We start from the raw sequence: 26,603 nt of genomic DNA on the forward strand, positions 1-26,603 counted from the left end.
TCTGGAGTGGGCAAGCCTTTTGGCTGTATATAGATGATGCTGTATATGCATGGATAAAATTGATGTTCATGTAGCTGCGGGAGAAAGCAGTAAATAGAGCAAACTTGTTGATTATTTGTTCAGCAGCTTTGGATATATCGGTTTGGTTTTTATGCTACTCGGGTTGGCTTGGTGTAGCACTCCACCTGCAACCTGCTAGTGCAGATGATCCTGCTGGAAAGTCTTCTCGATCTCCGAAGCGATCACCGGTTTGCTGAACAGATAGCCCTGCATTTCATAGCAGTCAATGCCTTTGAGAATATCTGCCTGCTGCCGGTCTTCGACGCCTTCTGCGATAATGTTGAGATTCAGTCCATACGCCAGATTGATAATAGAGGCAATAATGGAGTGGCTATCCTTTTCATTGATCTTGCTAATGAATTCGCGGGCGATCTTCAGCTTGTCGATCGGGAAGCTGGCGAGATAAGACAAAGAAGAATATCCGGTTCCAAAATCATCAATAGAAATAGAGACACCCAGACTTTTCAGTGCATGCAGCTGCGGGATAACATTATGGATATGACTCATCGCAATCGACTCGGTGATCTCCAGATCGAGATAACTCGGGTCCAGACCGGTTTCGCGCAATACTTCAGCTACCGTATCCGCCAGATTGCCCTGCTGGAACTGGCGCGGCGACAGATTGACACCCATTTTGATATAGTGCCCCTGATCGGCCCACTTCTTGGCCTGATAGCAGGCCTCCAGCAGTACCCAGCGTCCAATGGACAGTATACTGCCGGTATCTTCGGCGACCGGGATAAATTCCAGCGGTGCAATCCAGCCGAGCTGTGGATGCTGCCAGCGCAGTAGTGCTTCCACACCGACCACTTTGCCGGAAGAGGCATCGACCTGGGATTGATAATGCAGCAGCAGCTCATCGTTATCCAGTGCGAAGCCGATACTTTGTTCCAGCAGCAGCTTGCGAGTGATTTTCTCGTCATTATCGTCGTAGATCAGATAATGTGCTTTGCCGTTGACCTTGACCTGATACATTGCCCGGTCGGCTTTTTGTACAAGAGTGGCTATATCGGAGGAATGATCCGGATAAATGGCAATACCAATGCTGGGAGTACAGACGATTTTGTGCTGGCGGATATAATGCGGCTGTTGAAGGGACTCCAGGATTGCCTGTGCTGTATCGTTAATGAGGCGATCATCGTCCAGGATAGGCAGAAGCAGAGTAAACTCGTCGCCTCCTCTGCGGGCAACAATACTGTCTTCCGGTACATGGGCAGTCAATCGACCAGCTACAGAAAGCAGCAGCTGATCTCCTACATCATGACCGAGTGTATCGTTCACATGCTTGAACCGGTCCAGATCGATAAAGAATACGGCAAATCGCTGAATATGGGACTGTGATGTCATCCATTTGAGATTCTCGTCGTAGGCTGCCCGATTATAGACACCTGTCAATGGATCATGATAAGCGAGATAATGGATACGCTCTTCATTGCTCTTTTTCTCTGTAATATCTTTGGCGATCGCAAAAGCACCAACAGTACGGCCCTTAATCATAATCGGAATATTGGTCATCTGTACCTGAATCAGCCTGCCATTACGAGCCTGCAGGCAGAGTTCATAGCTCTGGGGTTGCCCTTCCCAGGATTGACGGAAATGCATACGTGCCATCTCTCTGTACTGCTCCGGGATAAAAGTAGTATTGGTCAGCAAATGGAGATCATCTTCGCTATAACCAAGCATTCTGGAGGCGGATTCATTGATACTCAAAATATTGCCGTACAGATCCAGTGAGCAGACCGCATCCGGATGATACCGGAAGAGGGAACGATACTGTTCTTCGCTGCTCTCCAGAGCCGTCGTTTTCTCGGATAGATTGACGAGCAGCATGCGGTTCTCCATGAGAATCATTAACTGCCGGATGACGACGAACAGGATGGATAAGCCACACCCCAGTGTAATCGCATTACGGCTGCCGGAGTCGATAACCATAACCATGAACAGGACAATCACAGTTATATACGGCAGCAGTGTCCGTACCCAGTCCGGCTTTTCCACTACTTCGAGCGGCAAGGTATTCTGCGGAGCTGGCAGTTGTTCCAGAGACTTTTTATATACAATACCGGTTAGACCCATCAACAGCAGGCTAAGACCAAAGCATGGATCGGACCAGGTAACCCAGCTGGCATCCTGGGTATATACTGCCACCGAAAACATGCAGTCGCCGATGATCTGCGTGAGCACTCCTGCGAACAGCAGGTACAGCATGCGCTCCGGCCAGATCGTACGGAAGCCAAAGTAAATACCCAGCGCCGACAGCAAGAGGATCAGGTCGCCAACAGGGTAAGCCAGCGCAATAATCATGGCCAGAGGTGATATGTGAGGAGCACTCATAATCGGCTGCAGCACATACTGCCAGCTCAGACTGATCGCTGCAGTCATAACAATCGCAATGTCAAAGATAAACCGAACAACGCCATAGACTCTCAGCTTGCGCGATACCTGATAGACCAATGCTGCCAGATAAAATAAAGGCTGCAGCACATAAAAAATATCGGCTGTGCCTGGAAAAGGCAGTTCTTCATGCAAGATGGAGTTGTCATACAGCCAGATGATGTTGGCAATTAGACTGCTCATACATCCCAGCATCAGCAGCATCCATAACGGACGACAGTCATTACTGCCGCGAAGATAGGCAGAGAACAGCCATATCAAGGCAACAATGCCTGCCAGAACCGTCAGTACATTCCCGCCCCAATCCAGTATAGATTCATTACCCTGCCACGACAGGATCCAGGTGTAATACAGCATCATGTATATAGTGATCAGCAGAAATGCAGTAAGTGGCTTGCTTCGTCTCTTCATTTCCAAAACTCCTTAATGTTCGCATCCAGCCTTCCAACCAGAGTATCCGTATACCTCACGTACCCTTTTTATATAGTCAAAAATTCCTTATTCTATATAACGGAATAAAAGCTAAGTAACTGAATAGGTAAGGTGTTTAAATGACGATTTAAATGCATATTGATGAGGCGGGATTGGGAATGCGTAATTGTGTATTATATGATTAGAAGAGACCTGCTGATTTGGTTCCATTTACAGAAAGATACAGAGGAGTGGCAGTATGAATAATATGCGTCTAAAAAGTAGCCTGGATCGGGAAAGTCTGGATGACCGTCTGCAGTATGAACCGGAGATTATCGAATTTTTCCTGAGCGTGGATGATCTGGAGCAGAGCGATCTGATTCGCTCGCGGATTCGTGAACTGCGGGAGCGCGGTATCCGTGTCTATCTTCATCATCCGACCCGATATAACGGCAAATTCCTGGATATTCTGAGCCCGGACCCGGATCGCTATCGATATTATCAGGAATCAACGGAACGTCTGGTAGCCATCTGCCAGGAGGAAGGTGCCAAATGCGTGATTCATGCCAATTACGTCAAAAGCGAGAACCCCGAAATTACGCGGGAGCGCACCCTGCTGATGAAAGCAGAGATCGAGAAGATACTGGTCTATGGACGGGATGTGCTGCTGTGGGAAGATTCGACCGACGGGCTGTTCTGTTATGCCAACCCTTATTTGATTGATGAAGTAATCATTCCACTGCAGCTACCGGTTAACGTCGATGTCAGCCATACCTTTATCAGCTTCCGCGGAGATAACGAACGTCTGCGCGATGTGTTGGAACGGACAGCGCCCTATGCGCAGTATTATCATCTGGTGGACAGTATGGGAGAATATCATGACTCACTGCCGCTTGGTCAGGGCAAAATTGATTGGCATATGGTCAAGAAGCTGGTGAACGGCAAGGACTATATTTTCGAAATCAATCTGAATGGCGGACATATCGACTGTACGCCGATGGTAGAAAGTGCGCGTTATTTTGATACCCTCTGAACCCTTACATCATCCTATAAGGCATCACTATAAAAGAAGCAGACTTCTGGTAACAGGAGGTCTGCTTTTTGTTTGCTTCATTTGCTATATTTTATTGCTCATGCATTTTTCGCCATTTTGTCACTAATGTGAAATATTCATAGCTTCTGTAGACACCAATTCGGTTACTATACCAATAAAGGGACACGCTTGATACAGCATGACCGACCAGAGCCAGCGGGCCTTTTCTATTTTACAGGAGGTGCAGATTTTTTGGGCTTTGAGATTGTGGTGTTGATTGTACTGATTCTGATCAATGCGTTTTTTGCGGCATCGGAGATTGCACTGATTACGGTAAATGATAACAAGATTCGCATTATGGCCGAGAATGGTAACAAAAAAGCAGCCATTATTCACAAGCTGACTTCGGAGCCGAGCGGCTTTCTCGCTACGATCCAGATCGGGATTACGCTTGCGGGCTTTCTGGCGAGTGCATTTGCTGCAGACACGTTTGCGACGGTGTTGGTAGATTATCTGGTCGCTCGCGGCATCGAGATTCCGCGTAATGTGCTGTCTACCGCTTCGGTGATTGTGATTACGCTGGTGTTGTCCTATTTTACCCTGGTATTCGGTGAGCTGGTCCCCAAGCGGCTGGCTATGAAAAAGGCGGAATCGATCGCCATGCTGGCTGCCAGTCCGCTGCATGTATTGTCCAAAGTGGTAGCACCCTTTGTCAAACTGTTGACGTTCTCAACCAATATGACTGTGCGGCTGTTTGGTGTCGATCCGAATGCAGAAGATGAAGAGGCGTCCGAGGAAGAAATCCGGATGATGATTGATACCGGGCTAGAGCGCGGGACGATTCAGGCGAATGAGCGCATCATTATCAATAACGTATTTGAACTGGATAACAAGGACGCTGCCGATGTGATGACGCCAAGGACCGATGTGGCTGCAATTCCGGTAGATATTAGCCGGAACGATGCGATTGCACTGGCAATTGCGGAAAAGTATACCCGTTATCCGGTATATGAAGGTCATATCGATAATGTGATCGGTATGCTGCACGTCAAGGATATGATCGGTTATCTCGTTCATGACGGCGCCCGGTCGTGGGATGTACGGGCATTTATGCGACCACCTTATTTTGTATCCGAGCATCAGCGTGGAGATACCCTGCTGGAAGAGATGCAGCAGAACCGTATACACATGGCAATCGTAGTGGATGAGTATGGCGGTACCGCCGGTATTGTGACGATTGAGGATCTGATCGAAGAGGTGATCGGCAACATATATGATGAGTATGACATGGATGAGACTGATTATGAGCAGATTGACGAGAGCACTTATATTTTCCCGGGATCGGCACGTCTGGATGAAGTGCGCAGAGTCGTTCCTGCCGAACTGCCGCTGGAGGATTACGATACGCTGAGCGGATTCGTGATCGGAACGCTTGGACGGATACCGACTCGGAGTGAGAAGCCGGAGTTCGAATATGAGCATTTTCGCTACAAGGTCGAGGAAGTCGGCAGGCAGCGGATCAACAGGGTACGTGTGCAGCGGTTACCGACTTCTTCTTTAAAATAATTTCCAGAGCAGCAATTGAAAAAGGCAGCCATCCTCTTAAAAGATGGCTGCCTTTTATTAAAATAACACCTTAATCCAGCATACAATACCATAAATGATTACTATGGAAGGAAATAATAACATACGAAGACCGCGAGGGATTTTTATCCATATACGAAGCAAATTCATGGTGAATTCATTCCATTTCTCGGGATCAATAAGCATAGAAAACTCCTTACATATTTAGAATTCGTCAAGAATAGCGATTTATTCTGCTAATTTATCAGATGCAACAAGAAGCGTAAAGGATTATTTTGCCTGGATTTCGATTCGAACTCGTTTATTTATGACCCTTGAGTACACCGCGTGCAGCCCGCTGACCTGAGATAACGGCGCCTTCCATTGTTGCCAGCAGCGGCTGCTTGGTATAATCTCCGGCGAGGAACAGGCCGGGTACCGGAGTTACCTGCTGCGGACGATGTTTCTCGTTGCCGGCAGATAACCGGTAAAAGTTCTCTTTGCCCCGGATAATACGGTATTGGGTCATCGTATCCACATTGGGCAGATCCACCGCATGCAGCGAGTTACGGGTCAATTCCCATACTTCTTCATCCGGCAGGTCGATCAGTTTGTCGGGATCGACGAGGATAATCGATGCTCGTCCTGTGGGACGCTGGAACGTCGTACGTGACTGCTCGCTGAACGATCCCAACTGCGTCCCCGGTCCAAAGTTCGTATGATCCGCTCCGGCAAGCTTCTCGGTAGCTTCGAACTGGGCGGTAACATAAGGCATGATCTCCAGTGCCAGGAAGTTCCGGCACCACTCCTGCTCGCTGAAATGCTCACCGACCAGCATCTGCGAGCGGCGCACATTGGTCGCAACTACGACCTGTTCGGCTTCCATGCGAGTACCGTCTTCCAACTGAACACCGGTCACGGCGCCTTCCTCTACAAGCAGCTGAGCAACCGGCTTGCCTGTCATAACCTGCCCACCACGCTCCTCAATCGCCCGGCTGAGCGGTTCGGTCATCACCTCGGTCATACCGCCCTTGAATGCACCAATACGAATGAGATGCGGACGCGGAATTGCCGGAGCGAACAGTCCAAAGAACGCATAGGTTGAATACTGTTCAATCGGCAGGAAGAAAATGCCTGAGGATAACGGCTCGATCAGACGCTCCAGCGCTTTGTCGGTTACACCATGCTTTTTGGCATATTCTTTGACCGGTATCTCATCCAGCTCTTCCGGATTCGCCAGATAATCCTTGAATCCTGCCGCAAAGAAAGGAGCGAGCGAAGCCTTGTCGAGTGGAGACAGCAGATCATTGTTGCCCAGAGCACCGGCCAGTGTTTTGAGCGGAGCCTTCAGCAGATCCAGACCGAAGGTGCCTTGTGCCTCTGGATGACGGATATTGGTTGTTGTCTCCCAGTGCACAATCTCGTCCAGCACGATCCCTGCGCGTTCCAGCAGTTCCGGCAGCGCAACGTAATAGCCGATGAATTTGTGGAAGCCGGATTCGACGCCCATGCCGTGCTCATTCCAGTTGGCTGTCCGTCCACCAATATAGGGAGCAGCCTCCAGTACGATGACTTTTTTGCCCTGATCCGCGAGCTCGAATGCACAGCTCAGTCCGGCTAGTCCCGATCCGATAATAATAGTCGGTTTATCTGATGTTGGTTGGTCTGATGTTTCCTGATTGGTATGTAGCACGATCATTCACCCACCTTGGTTGTGTTTAGTATGTTATTAACCAGAATCAGACATTTGATTGCCCGAAGAGATGGAATGAAGTGCTGTATAGACGAAGTTCACGTGAATAGACAAAAAGGCCTGCATCTGGATGCAGGCTTTTCGCAGAGAATTAATGGTGGGGAAAGAAGGCGCATTTCTCCTGACACAGCTGCCGCTGCCGGATTATTTGGAAAAGGAACTCATCTCGTTCGCCAGATTACGCAGATGATAGACGATATAATCCTGATCCATCCAGTAATACACTTCCTGTCCGCTCTTCTCATATTGTACGATTCCGGCATCTTTCAGAATACGAAGATGATGCGAGATAGCCGGACGGCTGATTTTGAAATTGGAGGAAATCTCTCCTACATTCATTCTGCCTTTCTTACCGAGAAGAGACAGAATCTGCAATCTCATCGGGTCACTCAGACCATTCAGAAATCGCGTCGTTTTCCCCATATTATTGGCATCCAAGTAAGATTGGTTCATTGAAAATCTCCCGTTAGTAGTTAAATTTGGCCTAGCTTGCTCTGCAGCCAGTGAATAGATCAACAAGCTCGCATACTGTAAAGTTACTGTGGAATATAGCATAGTGATATAGGTGAGTCAACCAGGCATAAATGCGGCTAACAGTGAGATTGTACGCGTAAATTGTGTTATTGCAGAATATCCTGCAGGGTTCTCTCCAGCCTACCATAGCGGAACATATAGCCTTCCTTGATCAGTCGGTTGGGAACCACCCAGCGGCTCTTGAGCACCAGTTCGGTCTCGGTCCCAATCATTCGGGCGCCGAGTTCCAGCATCCAGCGCGGTGCAGGCAGTCCTATCTTGCGTCCCATGGCTTGCCGCAGAGCAGCCATCAGCTCGTGATTGGTAACTGACGATGGAGACGAGCAGTTGAATACACCATCCAGCTGGGTATGCTCCTGCAGAAACAGAATGATATGAAACAGATCATCCACATGGATCCAGCTAAAACGCTGGTTGCCGTCGCCCTGTTTGCCTCCAAGACCATAGCGGACCAGATTCTGATACGGTGTCATCACGCCGCCGCCCGGGCCCAGTACAATAGCAATCCGCAGAGCAATCTGCCGGGTATGAGGCAGCTCGAATTCAAAAAAGGCCTGTTCCCAGGCTTTGGCAACTTCCACAGAGAAACCGGTACCTATCTCGCCTGTCGATTCCGTCATCGGATGATCTTCCGAATGGCGATAGATTGTAGCGGTGCTCGAGTTAAACCAGAGAGCAGGCGGTGATTGGCAGGAGAGGATAGCGTTTCCAAGAATACGTGTCGTCTCCAGTCGGGAATTCATAATTTCCAGCTTGTTACGTTCCGTATAACGACAGTTGACCGATTTGCCGGCCAGATTAATGACCATTTCGGCACCTTCCAGTGCCTGTACAATGTCAGACTGCTGATTCCAGGGCACATGACCGGACTGCCTGGAAATAATAACAACGTCATAGCCCATTTTGCGGAATTCGGCTTCAAAATATTGACCAATAAATCCGGTGCCGCCAGCAAGTACAATTTTCCCAGACATAGCATCAACCCATTTCGTGGAATATAGTGAATTCAACCAGTTATTCGCAGATCCAACCGGTATAATTATTTCAAAATTAAAATAAAAGCGAATAAACAGAACTGTTGTTCACTATATTAATAAACCACGCAGGCAGGCTACGAAAGGTGATTCGTAAAATAAAGCAGGTTTGGATCACTATTTAGGTTACTTTACAGTATGAAAATGAAGGATCAAGAAAGTATTCCGCTGCAAATGATACGGAATACAGAAAGATCAATCGGATTGTTCATCGTTCCCGATCCGGCTATGTAGTTACTTTTTTATTCTAGATGTACCATATTATTCTATATCTATAAGCAAGCTTTGTCATGCACTTAGCGATGTATTTCCGAATAAACGAAGATAGAGAGCACAATAGTGTAGATGAATGGTGCAGCATAAGGCGCAGCAAAGCCCCCTTTCTTCATGAAGAAGGGGGTTCTGTCTGTATATAGCCTGGATCGAGAAGGCAGCAAGCTTGAATGATAGGCTGCGTTTAATCAGGCATCTGGTTTGGTTCACGCTTCATCCGCTCACGGTTACCACCATCTATATCCTTACCGCTCAGCATCGGCTGGTGCAGACTGCCTGAGGTAGAGCCGGCGGGTGGAGCGCTCTGGATTACTTTTTGCAGATATTTGGCATTAAGGCTTTCGGTCAGACCAGGCATCAGATTGCTGGAAATGGTAGTTCCTTTGGTCTTGACACCTACTTCGACATTCTCCTGAGGATGGTCGAGCAGATCGATAATGGCGTCGATGACATTTTGCGGATCATCCATCGGCTTCATCTCGGCACGGTGACCGGTATAATTGCCACTATGTTCGAACCAGGGCGTATCGGTCGCCCATGGATGAACAGTACAGACATGAATATCCTTTTGGTCTTCCAGCTGCATCTCCTGATACAGCGCGGCGCTGAGTCCGGCGACAGCAAACTTGGTTGCTCCATAGGCAGTGTAATACGGGAAAGGTACCTTGCTAACGATCGAACCCAGATTGATCAGCGTTCCATGTCCCTGCTGCTTGAACTGACGCAGTGCATAGTGGCTGCCGTACATTGTTCCGAGCACATTGGTCTCGACGAGACGGGTCAGATCCGAGGTGGGAATATCGGTGTACGGGCCGATCGCGCCTACACCGGCATTATTGATCCATACATCAATTTTGCCAAAAGCGGACATAGCCGCATCGAACAAACGGGCAATCTCTTCTTCACGGCCGACATCGGTTGTGACGGCGATAGCATTGGGACCGATCTCGGCTGCCAGTTGTTCAATCAGCTCGGTACGGCGAGCGGCGAGAACCACATTGGCTCCTTCAGCAGCGAGCTGCTGGGCGACCCCTTTACCAATACCACTGGATGCACCGGTGATTACGACAGTTAACTGGTCATGCGGAATTGTGCTGGCCATACGTATTCCTCCTGTTCGGGATAAAATAGAATATAAAGCCCTATCCGGAATCATAGCTTTGCAGCAGCAGTTGGATAGGGGGAGATATGCAGATCAGAATATCTACAAATGCCAACTTTCATTCGACAATCGCTTATACGATCATATCGTTACGATTTATCGGTATCTGTCCGTGAATGTCCATGACCGTCTCCATGCACACTGCTTCCTTCAAATACGGGATCATACAGGCTGCCTGAAGTGAACCCTGCCGGCGGCGCGTCATAGATCAGGTTCTGGACGAATTGGCCGCTAATGTTCTCGGTCATCCGGGGCAGCAGGTGGCTGGATAAGGCAGTGCCTCGTACCTTGAAACCGACTTCAATGCTTTCTTGTGGGTGGTCGATCAGCCTGTACATGGCATCGATAATATCGTCCGGATCATCCAGCGGCTTCATATCAATCTCGTGACCGCTGTAATTGGCGGCATGATCGGTCCAAGGCGTATTCATTACCCATGGATGTACGGCGCAGACATGAATATCCTTTCGTCCTTCCAGCTTCATCTCCTGATTCAGTGCATAGCTGAGACCGGAGACTGCAGATTTGCTGCCGCTGTAAGCTGCCAGGTAAGGAAAAGCAACCTTGCTGGCAAAGGAAGATACATTAATCAGCGTCCCGTATCCCTGCTGCTTGAACTGGCGTAGCGCATAGTGACTGCCATACATATTGCCAAGCAGATTGATCCGGGTCATTTGTGCTAGCGCATCTAATGGTGATTCGGTAAATGGACCGATTGCAATAGCTCCGGCATTGTTGACCCATACATCGATCCGGCCTAGTTCGGACATTGCTGTCTCGAATACGGCAGCAATACCTTCTTCCCGGCTGACATCGGCGGTGACAGCAATCATTTGGGGAGCATACTGCCGCTCCATTTCCTTGAGCAGATGGGTACGACGGGCGGCAATAACAACGCTGGCACCTTCGGCAGCAAGCCGCTCGGCAAGTCCACGTCCGGTACCACTGGAAGCTCCGGTGATGACAACATTTAACTGATCATGCGGTAGATGTGATGACATGATGTTCCCTCCAGAATAAATCTGACCTCTGTTAATTCCCTTTTATTTCCTTATTCCAATGTAATACACATACCCGTTGGTACAGGCATTTACTCGTTATTTGAGCAATTCATTCGATAATTATGACAAGCTGCCAAGCTGGCAGAAATGAGATTACCGTGCATTTTGGTAGAGAAGAAGATAATTATTATGGAGAGGAGCAGCCTTGACAGGTGCATCGATGCTGTGTAGAGTAAAAGGCAATCAAACAGACTTCTGTCACACCCTGTTCCGGTATATTATGCAGGAATGGGGAGACAGCAGGCTTATATTGTGAAAGACCACTAGGGGAGCCATTTACTGGCTGAGACGAGATTGCCTCGGACCCTTGGAACCTGATCTAGTTCGTACTAGCGTAGGAAAGTGGAGACCGAGCAGGGCTAATTATGCCATTATTCTGCCGCTCCATTTGGAGCGGCTTTTTTGCGTGGATATGCAGCCGTCAGCGACTGTGATCCGGCGACAGAGATACATATGAAGCCTGTGAGCATCCATTTTCCCCAGGGAGGTTCTTTCCGAATACTTCAGACAAGGGAGAGATAATAGTATGAGTTTTTCAGCAGAGATTAGACAGGCGGCCGATCCGGTATTTGAGGCCATTTATAACCATCCGTTTGTACAGGGGATTGCCAGAGGAGATCTGAAACCGGAACAGCTGGTTCATTATGTAAAGCAGGATTTTGAATATCTGAATGCCTTTATGCGGATCTATGGAACAGCGATCTCCAAATGCAGCAGCCGCGAGGATATGGACATGTTCAATCAGCAGATTTCCTTTGTACTGAACAGCGAAGTCCATCCGCATAATAACTTCTGTCATGTCGCCGGTGTGCCATATGAGCAGCTGCAGGGTTATCCGGTAGCACCCTCTGCACACAACTATATCCGCCATATGCTGACCGCTGCGCAGGAAGGTGATCTGGGCGATATTCTCGCCGTACTGCTGCCATGTCCGTGGACGTACTGGGAAATTGGTAAGCGGTTGATGGAAGATGTAAAACCGGATGTATCCCATCCGTTCTATGACTGGATCGATTTCTATGGCAACCGTACCGATACGATTACGAGCCGGTTCTGCACAAGACTGGATGAGATTGCTGCAGCATCGACGCCGGCGCATCGGGAACGGATGAAGCAGCATTTTATCCTCAGCTGCCAGTTTGAATATATGTTCTGGGATATGGCTTATACACTGGAAGATTGGCCGGTACAGCTGGAGGTAACCTCCGTATGAACTGGAAAATGAAAGAGGTTGTACTGACCGTTATTCTCGCGGTTGCCTGCGGCGTCCTGTATCTGGGCTGGTCGACGCTGTGGATTCCGATCTCGGCACTGGTCGGGCCGGTTGGCGCCGGATTTATGTTTGGGATCTGGATTATTGCCAGTCCCATCGTTGCTTACATTATTCGCAAGCCTGGTGCAGCGCTGATCGCCGAAGTCGCCGCCGCAGCGGTCGAGATGCTGACAGGCAGTCATTTTGGACTGTCTGCCCTGCTGGTTGGTGTATTTCAGGGATTGGGAGCAGAGATTGCTTTTGCGATCTTTGGCTACAAACGATATAACGTGTTCACATTGATGCTATCCGGAGCACTGGCAGCTGTCGGCAGTATCGCCTACAATCTGGTAGCCAATGGCCTCGGCTATTATACAACCCAGATGTTCTTCCTGACGCTGGGTATTCACGTGATCAGCGGCATTGTGCTGGGCGGATTGCTGGCCAAGGTCATCGTCGAAGCATTGGCCCGTACCGGTGTACTGAATCCATATGAAATTATGAAATCACGCCGTAAACAGGGTAAATCGCATGCAATGGCATCTCGGGTGTAGGAACCTGTCGGTAGGCTTCGACCATCAGGAGGAGACCGTGCAAGTACTGGATCAGATCACCGTATCGATCCGGCGCGGGGAGAAGGTACTCATCCTCGGACCAAGCGGCAGTGGCAAATCCACGCTGCTGTCCGTCCTCTCGGGTATTATCCCGGATCACGTAGAAGCCGAAGTGACCGGAGAAATCGACCGTCAGGAAGCCTGCGGCGTCATGTTCCAGGACACGGATTCCCAGTTCTGTATGCTGCATGTGGATGAAGAGATTGCGTTTAGCCTGGAGAATCGGCAGGTACCACGAGCAGAGATGGACAGTATCATTCAGCAGATGATGAGTATGGTCGGCCTGCATATCGCGCCGCATACGCCAATCGACACGCTATCCGGCGGCATGAAGCAGCGTCTTGCGCTCGCCTGTCTACTGGCGCTGGAGCCGGATGTATTATTCTTCGACGAACCGACTGCCCAGCTCGACCCGGTCAGCCGCAGGGATGTATTTCGGCTGCTGCAGGATATTGCTGCTACAAGCAATCAGACCATGGTGTTTGTTGAGCATGTACTGGATGGCTGTATTGAATGGATGGACCGCGTGATTCTGCTGGATCATCGGGGACGCGTGATTGCAGATGGAGAGCCGGCACATATCGTCACTGCCTATCGTCAGCAGATGGAAGAGGCAGGTATCTGGCTGCCCCGGCTGTTTCCCTACAGCTGGTCGGATATCGTGGCAGACCCGTCGCATCCACTGGCTGCCGAGCTGCACCGGGAATACCGGGAACGGATGGAACGGGATCGTTCAGTCATGCAATCCTCTGTCCGTGTACAGACCGACCGACTTACAATTGGTTACCGCAAGCGTCCGGTCATGCAGGATATGAATCTGAGCCTCTACGCGGGCGAATGGGTCGCTATCGCCGGGCAAAATGGCAGCGGAAAAAGCACACTGCTCAAAAGTCTTCTGCGTCTGGAACCCGCATTGTCCGGGCGCATTCTACTGCAGGACAAAGAGCTGCGTAAATGGACGGATCGTGATCTGTATGCCGAAGCCGGATTTGTTTTTCAGAATCCGGAACTGCAGTTTGTGACCGATACGGTCTACGACGAGATTGCTTTTGGCGGCAGACAGCGGGGCTGGTCCGAATCGGAAGTGGAAGCCAAGACGGTACAGCTGCTGCGTGAATTCGGGCTGGAGCAGCACCGTGAACAGCATCCGTTTACCCTTAGTCTGGGACAGAAGCGCCGCCTCAGTGTGGCGACGATGCTGCTGTTCGATCAGAAGCTGCTGCTGCTGGATGAGCCGACGTTTGGACAGGATGCCAGGACATCTGCAGAGCTGCTGCGCCGCCTGCAACAAAGGCAGCAGCAGGGAACGACGATCATTATGGTGACTCACGATATGGAACTGGTGGATCAATATGCGGATCGGATTATTCTGCTGCAGCGCGGAGAGGTGGCTTACAATGGTCCTCCTTATCAGCTGTTCAGTAACGAGAGTATGCTGCAGGACAGCTCGATTATTGCTCCGCTGCCCTACCAACTGATCCATCAGCGAAAGGAGCGGAATGTGATATGAACAGTAACGGTTCCTGGCTCGCCGGTGTGAATCCATCCTGCAAGCTGCTCGCCCATCTATGTGTCATGTTCATGTTGATGGCTGTCTCCGATCCGGTGATTACACTGTGCCTCTGGCTGCTCGCTGTCGTGACAGGCATTGTGCTTGGGGGCTGGCGGCTCGGGTATTTGCTGAAGCGGCTGCTGCCGTATACACTATTTTTTGTGCTGATCTTCTGGATGCTGGCCGCTTTTGGTAAAGGTGAACATGTCATCTGGCAGTGGGCCTGGTTCCGTATTACCGAGGAGAGTCTGAATAATGGACTGACGATCGGACTGCGGATGCTGGGGTTCGTCACGTATGGACTGCTATTCACCTCGACGACCGATCTGACCGCACTTATGATGAGCCTGATCCATCAGCTGCGTTTGTCTCCCAAATGGGCGTATGGCATGCTGGCAGGGTTTCGCTTTATCCCTTTGTTCCAGAGTGAACTGCAGCAGATGAAAGCCGCTCACAAGATCCGTGGCTACAAGCAAAAGAACAGCTGGAAAGCCTTTGCCCGCTATGCACTACCGCTGTTTACCCAGGGAATTCGCAAGTCCGAGCGCATCGCGGTGGCGATGGAGGCAAGAGGATTCACCGGAACGCGGAATCGGACGTATTATTTGACGCCGGTGATGGCGGGGAAAGACTGGCTGTATGCCACAGGATTGCTGATTGTCGCCGGAGGTATGATCTGGATGCTGGGATTTGTGTGATCATTCTTTATACGTAGTAAAGCCAACAGAGAAGAAAGCTATTATTTCTCTGTTGGCTTTATTTATTGTACAGGTATAGTGATTTCCAGCTTGGGAATGTATTTCACTTGGATACTGTATATTTCCATCGCTTAAGATTTCTTTTTTATTTGGAAAAGTTACGCCAGGAACAGGAGAAAAGTTTTTGACATTATCTTGTTCACTAACCGAGGTAGTGTTAGCAATTTTCTAGGTGTCGTCTTCTCGTTTCAGGCTATTTTTAGACTTTAATTTCATTCCAAAAAAAGGAATTTGATCTTTTGACGTGAATACTTAATAGTAGTGTAATTCTAACAAGTATCTATATACATATGAGGTGAAAAGGATGCTGCTTTACTATTGAGTTGGACTCTTCTTGTGCGCAATACATGATAAGGAGAGATACTATTGAAATATGTAACAGATAGCAAAGAAATTCAGGCGCATATGCTAAAAGGTTTTTTTGTCGACTGGCCGAGCCATCCGAATGAGGAGACACATCTGAAGCTGCTGGAGAATAGCTACCGGATCGTACTGGCAATAGATGAGCAGATTCAGCAGGTAGTGGGCTTTATTACTGCGATCAGCGACGGAGTATTATCCGCTTATATCCCGCTGCTGGAAGTACTGCCTGAATATCAGAACCAGGGGATCGGTAGCGAGCTGATCCGCCGGATGATGGCGGAACTGGACGGTATTTATATGATCGATTTAATGTGCGATCAGGAGCTGCAGCCCTATTACAGAAAGCAGGGAATGCAACCTGCCTCAGGTATGATCCATCGCAATTATGCGGCGCAGACAGGGACAATCAGTAAAGGAATTTGAAACGGCTGCAACCGCTGATTAACACACTTCAAAAAGCCAGATTCTCTACACAGGATAGAGATCTGGCTTTTTAGTACATTTTAAAATCAACGCGCTTGCCAAACTAGAATTCGGAGAGGTCGACGTTCTTCATTAGATTGTAGTAATAAATAGCTATACGAAAGGTACAACTACCGGACAAATAAGGACCGCTTTATCTTCTTATGAAGTTATCCGATTTTTATTTCTGGATAAAAGAGCATCGAAAATACCAAATATCAGAGCATTTGCTGAACCTAAAAGGAAATAAACTGAAGGAGAAAGGAGATGGAGTACATACAATATCGAAGCGACAATAATAAAACCGACCATAATGATCCATGAATTGTCTGTAAACAGTCTGATAATGGAGGATACCACGATGCCACCAATTATTATAAAGGAGTAACTGACTCCTGCCATAACAAGGATAAATATAATCGTCTCCTGCCAATCAAACAGCTGTTCAGATCCAGAATCCAACAACATAAAAATAGCTGCAGTAATGACAGAATCCAACAGAGTCACCCGCATATAATGCCATGTTAATCCATGCAAAATAAACTCCCCTTTAGCCGCAGTAAATTCAATTTATACCTATATTATACAATGGTCTGGGGAGACCAAATCAAATTCGCAACGGACAAGGCACAAAAAAGCCACAGCTCAATCATGCGATATGTCGCAGATGAAACTGTGGCTTGGAATAAACAAAAGATGAATAGTATCATTCTCTGTGGTGAAAAGGAATCTATCCGTTTTTGCGCAGCTGACGCAGCAGCAGCGGGTAGAAAACAATCCCGCTCGCGATCATCAGCACGCCGAACCAGAACGTTCTCCAGTCGGCGGTACCCGCATAGATCACCCATACCGAATAGATGGTTGCCAGTACAGCGATCAATCCATCCCCGTAGCGACGTTCACCTGCCCGGTATCCATCCCCGGTAATGACCAGACGCAGCTGATACAATGCCGAGATCAGATAAGGCACCAGGTACGCCAGCGTCGCAATCGCGATAATAAAGTCAAAGGCCTGCGAAATCGACCCGGAGATCGTGGAGAAGATCAGCAGCTGTCCAAGCGCATTGGAGATCCAGAGGGACAGCTTGGGCATTCCCTTACTGTTCACACTACGGAAAGGACGGAGGAACACGCCTTGTTTGGCAGCTTCATACGGCACTTCGGCACTGAGCAGTACCCAGCCGATAGTGGAACCGATTAGGCTCACGAGTCCCAGTGCAGCGAGCAGATAGCCCCCGATCGGACCCAGCACAGCCGTCATTGCGTCAACCAGTGGATTCTGCGAGTGGATTAGCTTCTCACCCGGCAGCAGTCCCATGGTCAGAATACTGATTCCCACGTACAGCACGAGTGCCATCAACAGACCGACGATCGTTGCGCGCTTCACATCCTGCTTGCGACGAGCACGGGCAGCGAATACCATCGCCGACTCGACCCCGATAAAGGCCCATAGTGTAACGACCGCTGCGCTGTTCACCTGTGACAGCAGTCCCATGGTCTGACCGTCTTCAGTGACATGCGGTGCAGCGAAGGGGCCAATATTCGCTTCCTGAAAAGCGAACAGGGCGATAATAATAAACAGCATAAAGCCGATTACCTTGGTCGCCGTAGCGATCAGGTTCATTTTACCTGCACCTTCGATCCCGCGCAGTGCCAGGGCATGAGTCGCCCACAGCAGCAGCGAGCAGACAATAAAGTTCAGCGCATTGCCTGTCTTGATATCCAGCGTACCGATACTGAACCAGACTGCGCTGCTTTTCATGGCTGGGATAAAGGTAGAGAGATAGCTGGAGAATGTCGTAATGACCGCGACGAATCCGGCCACATTACCGACCCAGTAGCCCCAGGAGGACATGAATCCCGACAATACCGACAATACCGGATTGTTGGGGAACAGCTCTTTGGCATAAATTTGCGGTCCGCCGTTTAGTTCTGGCTTGCGCAGTGCCAGATTACCAAAGACGAGTGCCAGCATCAGCACGCCGAATCCGGTTATTGCCCAGGCCAGCACCGAGCCTGCCGGGCTGGATACTTCCGCCAGCGAACGGGGAAGCATGAATATTCCGGAACCGACCATATTGCCCACGACGAGGGCGGTCAGAATCCAGAAGCCAACTTTATTGTTACTCACAGTGAAGACTCCTTCCATTGACAGAACGTATAGAGAGCTTGCTGGATGACCATTAATCAGACATACAGCAGGCTGCATCATTAGGATGTGATGATTCAGCGTCAGTTCATGGATCTGCTCCATAAGTGGAGGCGGATTTTAGCGATAGCTGACGTTTACAGTCATATAAATATCATGACAGTATCCTACTATACACTTTTCTCTGGTAAAGCGAAAGAGTGAATTTTGGCAACGGGAAATGCAAATTTATCAAATTTGCTGTAATAACTGTGTATTTTCTATTGTTTTCACGTGTGAATTTTGGGACAATAGGAGGCATGAGCAGTATGGGTCTGGCTGACAGTTGGCTGGGCCTGTACTGCATTTTATAGTGTACAGGATGTGTGAATGAAGCTTCAGCTTCAATAGAAGACGAGCTGGGGATAGAATTACACTGGCATATAACGTAGTCGCATATACAATTTGACCGGATCAGGTATATACCATCGGTTCTCCATAGGCACAGAATGACAGAACAGGGTATAGGAAAAGAGGGTAACCAATGAATAAACCATCCATATATGGATTTACTTTAGAACAATTGGGCACATGGCTGGAAGAACATGGACACAAGCGCTCGCGTGCGCTGCAGGTATGGAACTATCTGTATCGCCAGCGGGTGACGACATTTGAAGAAATGACCGATGTGCGTCCGGAATGCCGTGCGCTGCTGGAAGAGAATTTTGCGATTCAGACTTTGGAAGAATTCGTCAAGCAAGAGTCGGCAGATGGCACCGTGAAGTTCCTGCTCCGTCTGCAGGACGGCAATCTGATCGAGACAGTATTGATGCGCCAGAAATACGGCCAGTCGGTCTGCGTAACGACCCAGGTTGGCTGTAATATTGGCTGCAGCTTCTGCGCCAGCGGTCTGATCAAGAAGAGCCGTGATCTGACTGCCGGCGAGATTGTCGAGCAGATTATGAAGGTACAGTTCCATCTGGATGCTGCCGGACAGGATCAGCTGGTGACGCATATCGTCGTAATGGGCATCGGCGAGCCATTCGATAACTTTGATAACATGGTAGACTTTATTAATATTGTCAAAGACCAAAAGGGTCTCGTGATCGCACCGAAGCGTATTACTGTCTCTACAAGCGGTCTGCCGGACAAAATCCGTGAATTCGCCGATAGCGATCTGCTGGTGAATCTGGCGTTGTCCCTGCATGCACCGAACAATGAACTGCGTACACGCATTATGAAAATCAACCGTGCCTATCCGCTGGAGCAGCTGATGGATGCTGTCGATTACTATCTGGAAAAGAGCAACCGCCGGATCATGATGGAGTACATTCTGCTGCAGGGTGTGAATGACCAGAAGGAACAGGCTCAGGAACTGGCTGAACTGCTGGCTGACAAGAAGCAGGTAACCAGTGTCAATCTGATCCCTTACAACCCGGTTGATGAACACAGCCAGTACCAGCGCAGCAAACAGGAGGACATCCTGGCCTTCTATGATATTCTCAAAAAGAATGGCATCAACTGCACCATCCGTATGGAGCATGGTACGGATATCGATGCAGCCTGCGGACAGCTGCGAAGCAAGCAGATCCGCAAAGACTCTCAATCCCGCAAAACCGAGTCTGCACGAGGCGAAGCGGTTACAGGATAATAATAGATTGTTGAACTGATTTTATTTCGTTATAAGCAAGCTGCCGGATGATCTCCGGCGGCTTTTTTTTGTTCTTTTTAGAAGAAAGGCAGTAGAATAGCCTTCTTTTTAGGATAGTACAAATGGACTTGAGTTATCTTTTTAAAATTTTTGCGTATTTTCACATAAAACAGTAAAAAAGTTCTATACGAAGCGGTATTTTTATGTCAAAATAAGTCGAATATATAAAAATGAATGATTACTGACAGATAATGTAGTGCTAAATAACTAGGTTATCCACCGATAAGGAGGAATATATGCAGAAGCATTCGCGGCACTTCAAACGGCGACTCTGGTACATCCTGCTCGCTGCTGTCATAGTGATTGCTGCCGTCTGGGTTGCTGTCTGCAGCCTGATGAAAACAAAAGATTCTTCAACAGCGGTCTTTATGCAGTCGTATATGACCAATAGCAATGGTACGGTCGCTTCCTATCTTAAGGATAAGCCTTCCACCGATCCCAACATCGTAGCGGGCCGGGAAGCATTGTCCGAATCGCTTGGATTATCCATGCAGTATGCGCTGCTCAGCGATGATTCCAAAGCGATGCAACAGCAGGTGCAGCTGCTGCAGACCCATTTCCTGTCGCCGCAGCATTATATCTGGTGGAAGCTGGATGCGAGCGGTCATGCACAGGTAAGCACCAATGCGCTGGGGGACGATCTGAGGATTGTAGGAGCTTTGCTGGAAGCGTATGAACGCTGGGGGCAGGAATCTGATTTGACGATTGCCCGTCAGATTACGGATACGCTATGGGCGCAGGACCAGAAGCAGGGCTATCTGGTCGATTATCATGATTTTGTACACAACACCTCATCTGATCTGCTCAGCCTGACTTACGTGGATATCGCTACTTTTCAGCGGATGAATCAGTATGGGCTGATGACCGATGAGCAGTATCGCCGGTACAGTGATCTGCTGCAGCATATGCCGAATGACGGCACCTTTTATCCCCGGACGTACGATGTGAACAGCAGTGAGTACGGCTATGACGATACGATCAATCTGATCGATCAACTGATCCTCGGTATCCATCTGACCGAATCGGGACAGCCACCGCAGCAGCTGGTTGCCTTTATGAAAAAGGAGTTCGCCCAGCAGCATCGACTCTATGGACGTTATGACCGATCGACTCATCGGGCTGCAGTAGATTATGAAGCGCCATCAGTATACGGACTGGCTATCCAGCTTGCCATTAAGATGAATGATATAGACTGGGCGAATCAGCTGTACGAGCGCATGATCCAGTTCCGGACAGCGGACGGCCTTTATAAGGGCGGATATGTATCGGATGGCGATACTCATGCATTCGATAATTTAATGGCGCTACTGGCAGAGACAGAGCTTCAGAAGGCTCAATAAGAACAGAAAAAGGACGGAAACACATGAACAACCGAATCCCTATCCGGCGTACAATGATTGGCTATACTCTGTTGATTGCTTTGGCTGTGGTCCAGCAGCTGCTGGTGTTCTGGGATGTATATGCCCAGCAGCATTATGGATTATTGGAGCTGGGTATCACGATTGGCTCTCTGGCAGCATTGCTGTTGGGCTTCTGGCTGCCGCGCGGTATTGCAGTGGTGATGATCTTTATATTTTTGGTGAGCTATTTTGTGTGGCTGGTTACCTTTGCTCCGGTCAAAGGGCTTACCTTTCTGGAATTGTTCCTGATTCCGGGTAGCACGCTGGTGGCGTTGATAATCAAATACAGTCTGATCGATACCCGCAGACTGGTAGAGCGGTTGGAGGAACTGGCAGAGATTACCCCGCAGGTGGATATTGATACAACGCTCGGCAACAAAGTGGCATTGACCGAAGCACTGGTCAAGCATTCCAATCTGGCGAAACGCTACCATGAGCATTACAGCTTTTGCGTAGCGATGTTCAAAATCGAATTTCTGCCGCTTGTGCAGGAATCGGTAGGTTCTGCAGGGTATGCACGTCTGCTGCTGACCCTGTCGGATACGATCCAGAAGCAGATCCGCTTTGAAGATTACAAGTTCGCTATCGACAATGGACGATTTATTATTCTGTGTCCGATGACCAATAAAGATTATTTGCAGCCGCTCACCCGGCGCATTCGGGATGCGATGATGGATGTGCATTTCCCGGACAAGCAGGGGCAGGAGCTGCAGCTGGTCGTACGTGCAGGTGCACTGGTGTTCCAGCCGGAGCAGTTTGAGAAATACGAAGATATTGACGATGTTATTGCTGCATTGGAACGTAATACCGAGACGGATCTGATCGGAGAGTATATCTAAACAGAATCGTGATGCGGAACATGCTGGCTAGACTGTAAGTAAATATTAAATTCTCCTTTTCAGAAGGGACATGTGAATGATGGAATATACACATTGGTTTATACCTTTATGTGTAGGCGTCAGTATTTTCTTTGTGATCGCTATCGGATTTTTGACCTTTGCTACGTTATCGTTTCGAAACCAGGTATATCGTAAATATGATCGTGGACGGTGGCAAAAAAAGTGAATGATTTCATGCTGCTATTTTCAATTTTTAGTATCTGGGTTGCTGTCGCTGAAGCTATTATCATTATGATCGGTGCAATCCGTTTTTTATCGAGACAAAATAAACAAACGATTCATATACCTGAAAACATGGATCATTATCCTACCGTTACCGTCATGGTTCCGGCTCATAATGAAGAGTTGGTCATCGTAGCGACTGCGGAACGAATATTACAGTTGAATTATCCGGTAGATAAGCTGCAAATTATTATAGTAGCCGATAATTGCACGGATTCCACTGCTGCCAGGTTATATGAACTAAAAGAAAAGAAAGAGTATCAGGGTCGTGACTTTCAGATTATTGAGCGTAAAGGAAGCGGCGGCAAATCCGGTGCACTGAATGAAGCACTAAAGGATACCGTTGGAGAATGGGTATGTATATTCGATGCGGATGCTGCTCCCGAGCGGAACTCCTTGCTGTTTCTTGTACAAAAAGCCCTTGAAAATCCCAAAGAGTACGGGGCTGTATTTGGCAGAAATAAGGCGCGTAATCGCGGGCAAAACTTTCTCTCCCGATGTATCAATCTGGAGCTGATTACTGCGCAAAGAGTCTATCATACAGGGTTGTGGGAACTGTTTAAGCTGGGAACCATTCCCGGAACCAACTTTATTGTGAGGACGGATTTGATGAAGGATATCGGTGGATGGGATGTAGAGGCCATCACGGAAGACACCGCTGTTTCCTTTGAGATCCTTACCCGCGGCTGGTTGATTGCACTGGCTCCTCAAGCCGAAGCGTACCAGCAGGAACCTGAAGATCTGGATATTTATATCAAGCAGCGTCAACGGTGGGCGAAAGGGAACTACCGGGTCATTATTGATAATATTCATCATTTATTCAGACCTACCAGTTGGAGAATCAAATTATTCATACTGTATTATGCAGCCAGTTATTTCTGGTTTATGCTGGCTATTATTGTATCTGACATTATCTTTGTCATTAATCTGGTATATCTGATCATCTCCATGTTCAATCCAAGTGTCGTCTCGCCGTTCCAGTTTGCGGGGGATGTATATATCTATCTGGTTATTTCCTGGGCGCTGATGTATTACATTTATGTACTGCAGATCAATCTGGCGCTGTCATCGGATATCGGGCAGAGCAATACGCGCAATTTTGTACTGTCCTGTGTGTCGTATTTCACCTATGCACAGCTGTTCCTGCTGATCTCGGTCAAGGCATTCTACTCGCTGCTGGTCGATATCTTCACCGGCCGTAAGACCAGTTGGTACAAAACAAAGCGTTTCGGTTAAAGGCAAAATTACTATTTTCACCGGTTATATCATAGTCGCAGTTGCTTTATTTTGCTGCAACAAGCCAAAAGGCGCTTTCTCCCGAAAAATACAGGAGAAAGCGCCTTTTGTATACACAGGATCAGACCAACGAATCGGCTTCCCTGTCTATTGAAATGATTATCCATTGGCAATTCATCCATACAATGGATTAACGAATGCCTTTCATGTAGCTCTGGATTTTCGGTGCGAACAGATACAGGATAATACTCAGCAGAATCGACACACCGCCGATTACACCAAAGTAGATCATCTCTGTCTCTTCGCTGTAGAAGTTGGTCAACAGGGCGTTGATCGCCTGAGCTGCCGCATTGGACAGGAACCACAGGCTCATCGTTTGTGCAGAGAATGCTGCTGGCGCGAGCTTGGTCGTTGCCGACAATCCAACCGGCGACAGGCACAGCTCTCCGATTACGACGAGGAAATAGCTGAGTACCAGCCACAGCGGACTGACCAGTGCATTCTCGCCGCCAAAGTATGCTGGCAGCAGAATAACCAGGAATGATAGTCCTGCGAACAGGATACCGATCGAAAACTTGCGCGGGATGATCGGCTGACGATCTCCCATTTTGGTCCAAAGCCACGCGAATACCGGTGCCAGAATAATAATGAACAGCGGATTCAGGGACTGGAACCAGGCCGGCGAAACGTTAATACCGAGGAAGTGCAGCTGTGTGCGCTGATCGGCAAACCGGGCCAAAATAGTCGATCCTTGTTCCTGAATCGACCAGAACATCACCGAAGCGATGAACAGCGGGATATAAGCAAGCAGACGGGAGCGCTCCACATCTGTTGTTTTATCGCTGCGATACATAACCGTAAAGTAGCAGATTGGGATGAGTATACCCAGACAGGCAACCACGAGTACAAAGGACTTCAGTGTCAGCCAGCCCATCCATACGGCAATGATGCCTACAATTGCAATGACAGCTACACCGATACCGATGCGAGTCAGTGCTCTTTTCTTTTCGCCGCCAGTCAGTGGGTTTGGCACGTTTGTTCCTGCCAGACCAAGACTCTTTTTACGGGTAAACATGAATACCAACAGACCGAAGAACATACCGACTGCAGCCAGGCCAAAGCCCAAATGGAAGTTGTACTCCGTACCGATTGTACCTACCGTCAGCGGTGCTACGAATCCACCGAGGTTGACCCCCATGTAGTAGATACTGAATCCGCTATCACGACGTGCGTCCTTCTCGCTATACAGCTCACCGACGAGAGTGGAAGCATTGGGCTTGAGCAGTCCTGTACCGAGGACGATTAATGCCATGGAGACGAACAACATTCCGGCTCCGCCCGGAATCGCCAGTACGATATGACCAAGCATAATGAAGATACCGCCATAAAATACAGCCCGTGACGTACCAAATACCCGGTCAGCGAGCCAGCCGCCAATAATACCGGACATGTAGACAAGCGAGCCATAGATGGACATGATGGCTGTTGCGGTATTCTGATCCATACCCAGACCACCGCGAGTTACTTCGTAGTACATGTAGTAGATCAGAATTGCTCTCATTCCGTAATAAGAGAAACGTTCCCAGAACTCAGTGAAGAATAGTGTGAACAGTCCGCGGGGATGACCGAAGAATCCGCGCTGCGGTACACTTTCTACAATCTTTTCCTTGGTGATATCGGACACAGATGAACCTCCTTGATGACTTAATCTAAAAATAGGCAGTTGACCGAGTGTAGTCAGCTGCCAGGGGTTTCCACATACTGAAGCCTGTCTGTCGAAATTACTTACACACTGTGATATACACTCGAACCATTAGAATACAATACCTGTACAGGTTCATCAATAACAAAAGTTAACAAAAAGCCGCAGAATTACGTTAACAACTGTACAAATGAAGGTGAAATAAATAAAGAAGGAAGATCTCTACCGCAGATTTGCAACAATGCAAGGAAAATCGCAGCAGATGAGGTATAATAGAAATTAAGGAGTTGAGAGTAGATGGCAAATGAGAACGAAGAAGTAATCCTGACCCCAGACGGTCTGGCGAAGCTGGAAGAAGAACTCAGAGAACTGAAAGGTCCTCGCCGCCAGGAACTGGCTGCCCGCTTGAAAACAGCGATTAGCTATGGCGATTTGAAAGAGAACAGTGAATACCATTCTGCCAAGGAAGATCAGGCATTTATGGAGACACGCATCCTGACATTGGAGCGTATGCTGCGCAATTCTCGTGTAATCAGTGCGGAGAATCTGGACGTATCCAAAGTAACCCTGGGTTCGATTGCAGTACTAAAGGATATCGAATTTGACGAAGTGCTGGAGTATCAGCTGGTAGGACCGGCTGAAGCGGATCTGGCCAATAACAAACTGTCCTACGAAAGCCCGCTTGGTAAAGCACTGATGGGCCATCAGGCAGGAGACAAAATTACGTTTGAAGCTCCAATGGGAACTTTCCATTACGAACTGCTGGAGATCAAGAGCGCCGGTTAAGTGCATAACAAGTATCCGGCTATTGGCTTAATTGGCAGATCGGATGATAAATACAGAAAAATGCATGTTTAACAAAAAGCCCGCTTTTACATTTAATTGTAGAAGGCGGGCTGTTTGTTGTATGCATGAATCCTGCTCAAGCGTTATTCAACCAAAAAGCGGGTGCAGGTCAAAAGTTTGATCTTAAATTTTTACTTTTCATTTGTTCCGGGGCGGGCAATCTTATATACTATTGTATGA

21 protein-coding genes and 1 riboswitch are annotated in these 26,603 nt (G+C 48.5%); of the genes, 12 read left to right on the top strand and 9 right to left on the bottom strand.

The features are described 5' to 3' along the window. Positions 1-195: 195 nt before the first annotated feature. A complete protein-coding gene (locus tag WH46_RS15365) occupies positions 196-2,865 on the bottom strand; it encodes a DUF4084 domain-containing protein (RefSeq protein WP_046227417.1) in 2,670 nt (889 codons plus the stop codon). A gap of 259 nt (positions 2,866-3,124) precedes the next feature. Between WH46_RS15365 and WH46_RS15370 the strand changes: the two genes are divergently transcribed. Both WH46_RS15370 and WH46_RS15375 read left to right on the top strand, forming a co-directional pair. Then, complete coding sequence (locus WH46_RS15370) at positions 3,125-3,898, top strand: TIM barrel protein (RefSeq protein WP_046227418.1); 774 nt, start codon at positions 3,125-3,127, stop codon at positions 3,896-3,898. A 252-nt stretch (positions 3,899-4,150) separates the two neighbouring features. Further along, entirely contained in the window at positions 4,151-5,464 is a 1,314-nt protein-coding gene (locus tag WH46_RS15375) for a hemolysin family protein (RefSeq protein WP_046227419.1), read from the top strand. 319 nt (positions 5,465-5,783) lie between these two features. Here the strand turns inward: WH46_RS15375 and WH46_RS15380 are convergent, their stop codons facing one another. The 5 genes from WH46_RS15380 to WH46_RS15400 all read right to left on the bottom strand — a co-directional run bounded on the left by WH46_RS15380 (position 5,784) and on the right by WH46_RS15400 (position 11,218). Next, on the bottom strand, positions 5,784-7,160 hold the full coding sequence (locus tag WH46_RS15380; protein WP_046227420.1) for a hydroxysqualene dehydroxylase: 1,377 nt from the start codon (positions 7,158-7,160) through the stop codon (positions 5,784-5,786). Positions 7,161-7,358: 198 nt separating this feature from the next. Next, positions 7,359-7,667, bottom strand: coding sequence for an ArsR/SmtB family transcription factor (locus WH46_RS15385; RefSeq protein WP_017813393.1), 309 nt, complete (start codon positions 7,665-7,667; stop codon positions 7,359-7,361). A 167-nt stretch (positions 7,668-7,834) separates the two neighbouring features. Beyond that, entirely contained in the window at positions 7,835-8,722 is an 888-nt protein-coding gene (locus WH46_RS15390; protein ID WP_046227421.1) for a TIGR01777 family oxidoreductase, read from the bottom strand. Between the two features lie 517 nt (positions 8,723-9,239). Beyond that, positions 9,240-10,157: an SDR family NAD(P)-dependent oxidoreductase gene (locus tag WH46_RS15395; protein WP_046227422.1), complete on the bottom strand. Its 918-nt coding sequence runs from the start codon at positions 10,155-10,157 to the stop codon at positions 9,240-9,242. Positions 10,158-10,306: 149 nt separating this feature from the next. Beyond that, positions 10,307-11,218, bottom strand: a complete 912-nt coding sequence (locus WH46_RS15400) for an SDR family NAD(P)-dependent oxidoreductase (protein ID WP_046227423.1) — start codon at positions 11,216-11,218, stop codon at positions 10,307-10,309. Positions 11,219-11,533: 315 nt separating this feature from the next. Then, positions 11,534-11,636, top strand: a riboswitch (TPP riboswitch). A gap of 168 nt (positions 11,637-11,804) precedes the next feature. On the opposite strand from WH46_RS15400, the gene tenA reads away from it, so the two are divergent. The 5 genes from tenA to WH46_RS15425 all read left to right on the top strand — a co-directional run bounded on the left by tenA (position 11,805) and on the right by WH46_RS15425 (position 16,240). Then, positions 11,805-12,491 carry a thiaminase II gene (gene tenA, locus WH46_RS15405; protein ID WP_017813397.1) on the top strand — a complete coding sequence of 229 codons (687 nt, stop codon included), beginning with the start codon at positions 11,805-11,807 and terminating at the stop codon, positions 12,489-12,491. Then, positions 12,488-13,084, top strand: a complete 597-nt coding sequence (locus WH46_RS15410; protein WP_017813398.1) for an ECF transporter S component — start codon at positions 12,488-12,490, stop codon at positions 13,082-13,084. The genes tenA and WH46_RS15410 overlap by 4 nt, the downstream gene beginning before the upstream one ends. Next, positions 13,062-14,654 (top strand): ABC transporter ATP-binding protein, encoded by a 1,593-nt coding sequence (locus WH46_RS15415; protein ID WP_046227424.1) that lies wholly within the window; start codon positions 13,062-13,064, stop codon positions 14,652-14,654. Before WH46_RS15410 ends, WH46_RS15415 begins: the two co-directional genes overlap by 23 nt. After that, entirely contained in the window at positions 14,651-15,394 is a 744-nt protein-coding gene (locus WH46_RS15420; RefSeq protein ID WP_046227425.1) for an energy-coupling factor transporter transmembrane component T family protein, read from the top strand. Before WH46_RS15415 ends, WH46_RS15420 begins: the two co-directional genes overlap by 4 nt. Before the next feature lie 426 nt (positions 15,395-15,820). Continuing rightward, the gene (locus tag WH46_RS15425) at positions 15,821-16,240 is read left to right on the top strand and encodes a GNAT family N-acetyltransferase (protein WP_407944415.1); all 420 of its coding nucleotides are present in this window, start codon (positions 15,821-15,823) and stop codon (positions 16,238-16,240) included. A gap of 201 nt (positions 16,241-16,441) precedes the next feature. On the opposite strand, the gene WH46_RS15430 is transcribed toward WH46_RS15425, so the two are convergent. Together WH46_RS15430 and WH46_RS15435 are read right to left on the bottom strand one after the other, a co-directional pair. After that, positions 16,442-16,816: a hypothetical protein gene (locus tag WH46_RS15430; RefSeq protein WP_046227426.1), complete on the bottom strand. Its 375-nt coding sequence runs from the start codon at positions 16,814-16,816 to the stop codon at positions 16,442-16,444. Positions 16,817-17,009: 193 nt separating this feature from the next. Continuing rightward, the gene (locus tag WH46_RS15435; protein WP_231584367.1) at positions 17,010-18,410 is read right to left on the bottom strand and encodes an amino acid permease; all 1,401 of its coding nucleotides are present in this window, start codon (positions 18,408-18,410) and stop codon (positions 17,010-17,012) included. Between the two features lie 541 nt (positions 18,411-18,951). Between WH46_RS15435 and rlmN the strand changes: the two genes are divergently transcribed. The 4 genes from rlmN to WH46_RS15455 all read left to right on the top strand — a co-directional run bounded on the left by rlmN (position 18,952) and on the right by WH46_RS15455 (position 23,875). Beyond that, positions 18,952-20,058 (top strand): dual-specificity RNA methyltransferase RlmN, encoded by a 1,107-nt coding sequence (gene rlmN, locus WH46_RS15440; RefSeq protein ID WP_046227427.1) that lies wholly within the window; start codon positions 18,952-18,954, stop codon positions 20,056-20,058. 296 nt (positions 20,059-20,354) lie between these two features. Next, positions 20,355-21,458 (top strand): hypothetical protein, encoded by a 1,104-nt coding sequence (locus WH46_RS15445; RefSeq protein ID WP_046227428.1) that lies wholly within the window; start codon positions 20,355-20,357, stop codon positions 21,456-21,458. A 23-nt stretch (positions 21,459-21,481) separates the two neighbouring features. Then, positions 21,482-22,357 carry a GGDEF domain-containing protein gene (locus WH46_RS15450; protein WP_046227429.1) on the top strand — a complete coding sequence of 292 codons (876 nt, stop codon included), beginning with the start codon at positions 21,482-21,484 and terminating at the stop codon, positions 22,355-22,357. 222 nt (positions 22,358-22,579) lie between these two features. Further along, positions 22,580-23,875, top strand: a complete 1,296-nt coding sequence (locus WH46_RS15455; RefSeq protein WP_017813408.1) for a glycosyltransferase family 2 protein — start codon at positions 22,580-22,582, stop codon at positions 23,873-23,875. Between the two features lie 190 nt (positions 23,876-24,065). On the opposite strand, the gene WH46_RS15460 is transcribed toward WH46_RS15455, so the two are convergent. Beyond that, positions 24,066-25,559, bottom strand: a complete 1,494-nt coding sequence (locus WH46_RS15460; protein WP_046227430.1) for a peptide MFS transporter — start codon at positions 25,557-25,559, stop codon at positions 24,066-24,068. A 315-nt stretch (positions 25,560-25,874) separates the two neighbouring features. Here WH46_RS15460 and greA point away from each other — a divergent pair, with 315 nt between their 5' ends. Further along, positions 25,875-26,363 carry a transcription elongation factor GreA gene (gene greA, locus WH46_RS15465; RefSeq protein WP_017813410.1) on the top strand — a complete coding sequence of 163 codons (489 nt, stop codon included), beginning with the start codon at positions 25,875-25,877 and terminating at the stop codon, positions 26,361-26,363. Positions 26,364-26,603: the final 240 nt, after the last annotated feature.

Origin of the sequence: Paenibacillus dauci (assembly GCF_000971985.1) — a bacterium.
Lineage (GTDB): Bacteria > Bacillota > Bacilli > Paenibacillales > Paenibacillaceae > Saccharibacillus > Saccharibacillus dauci.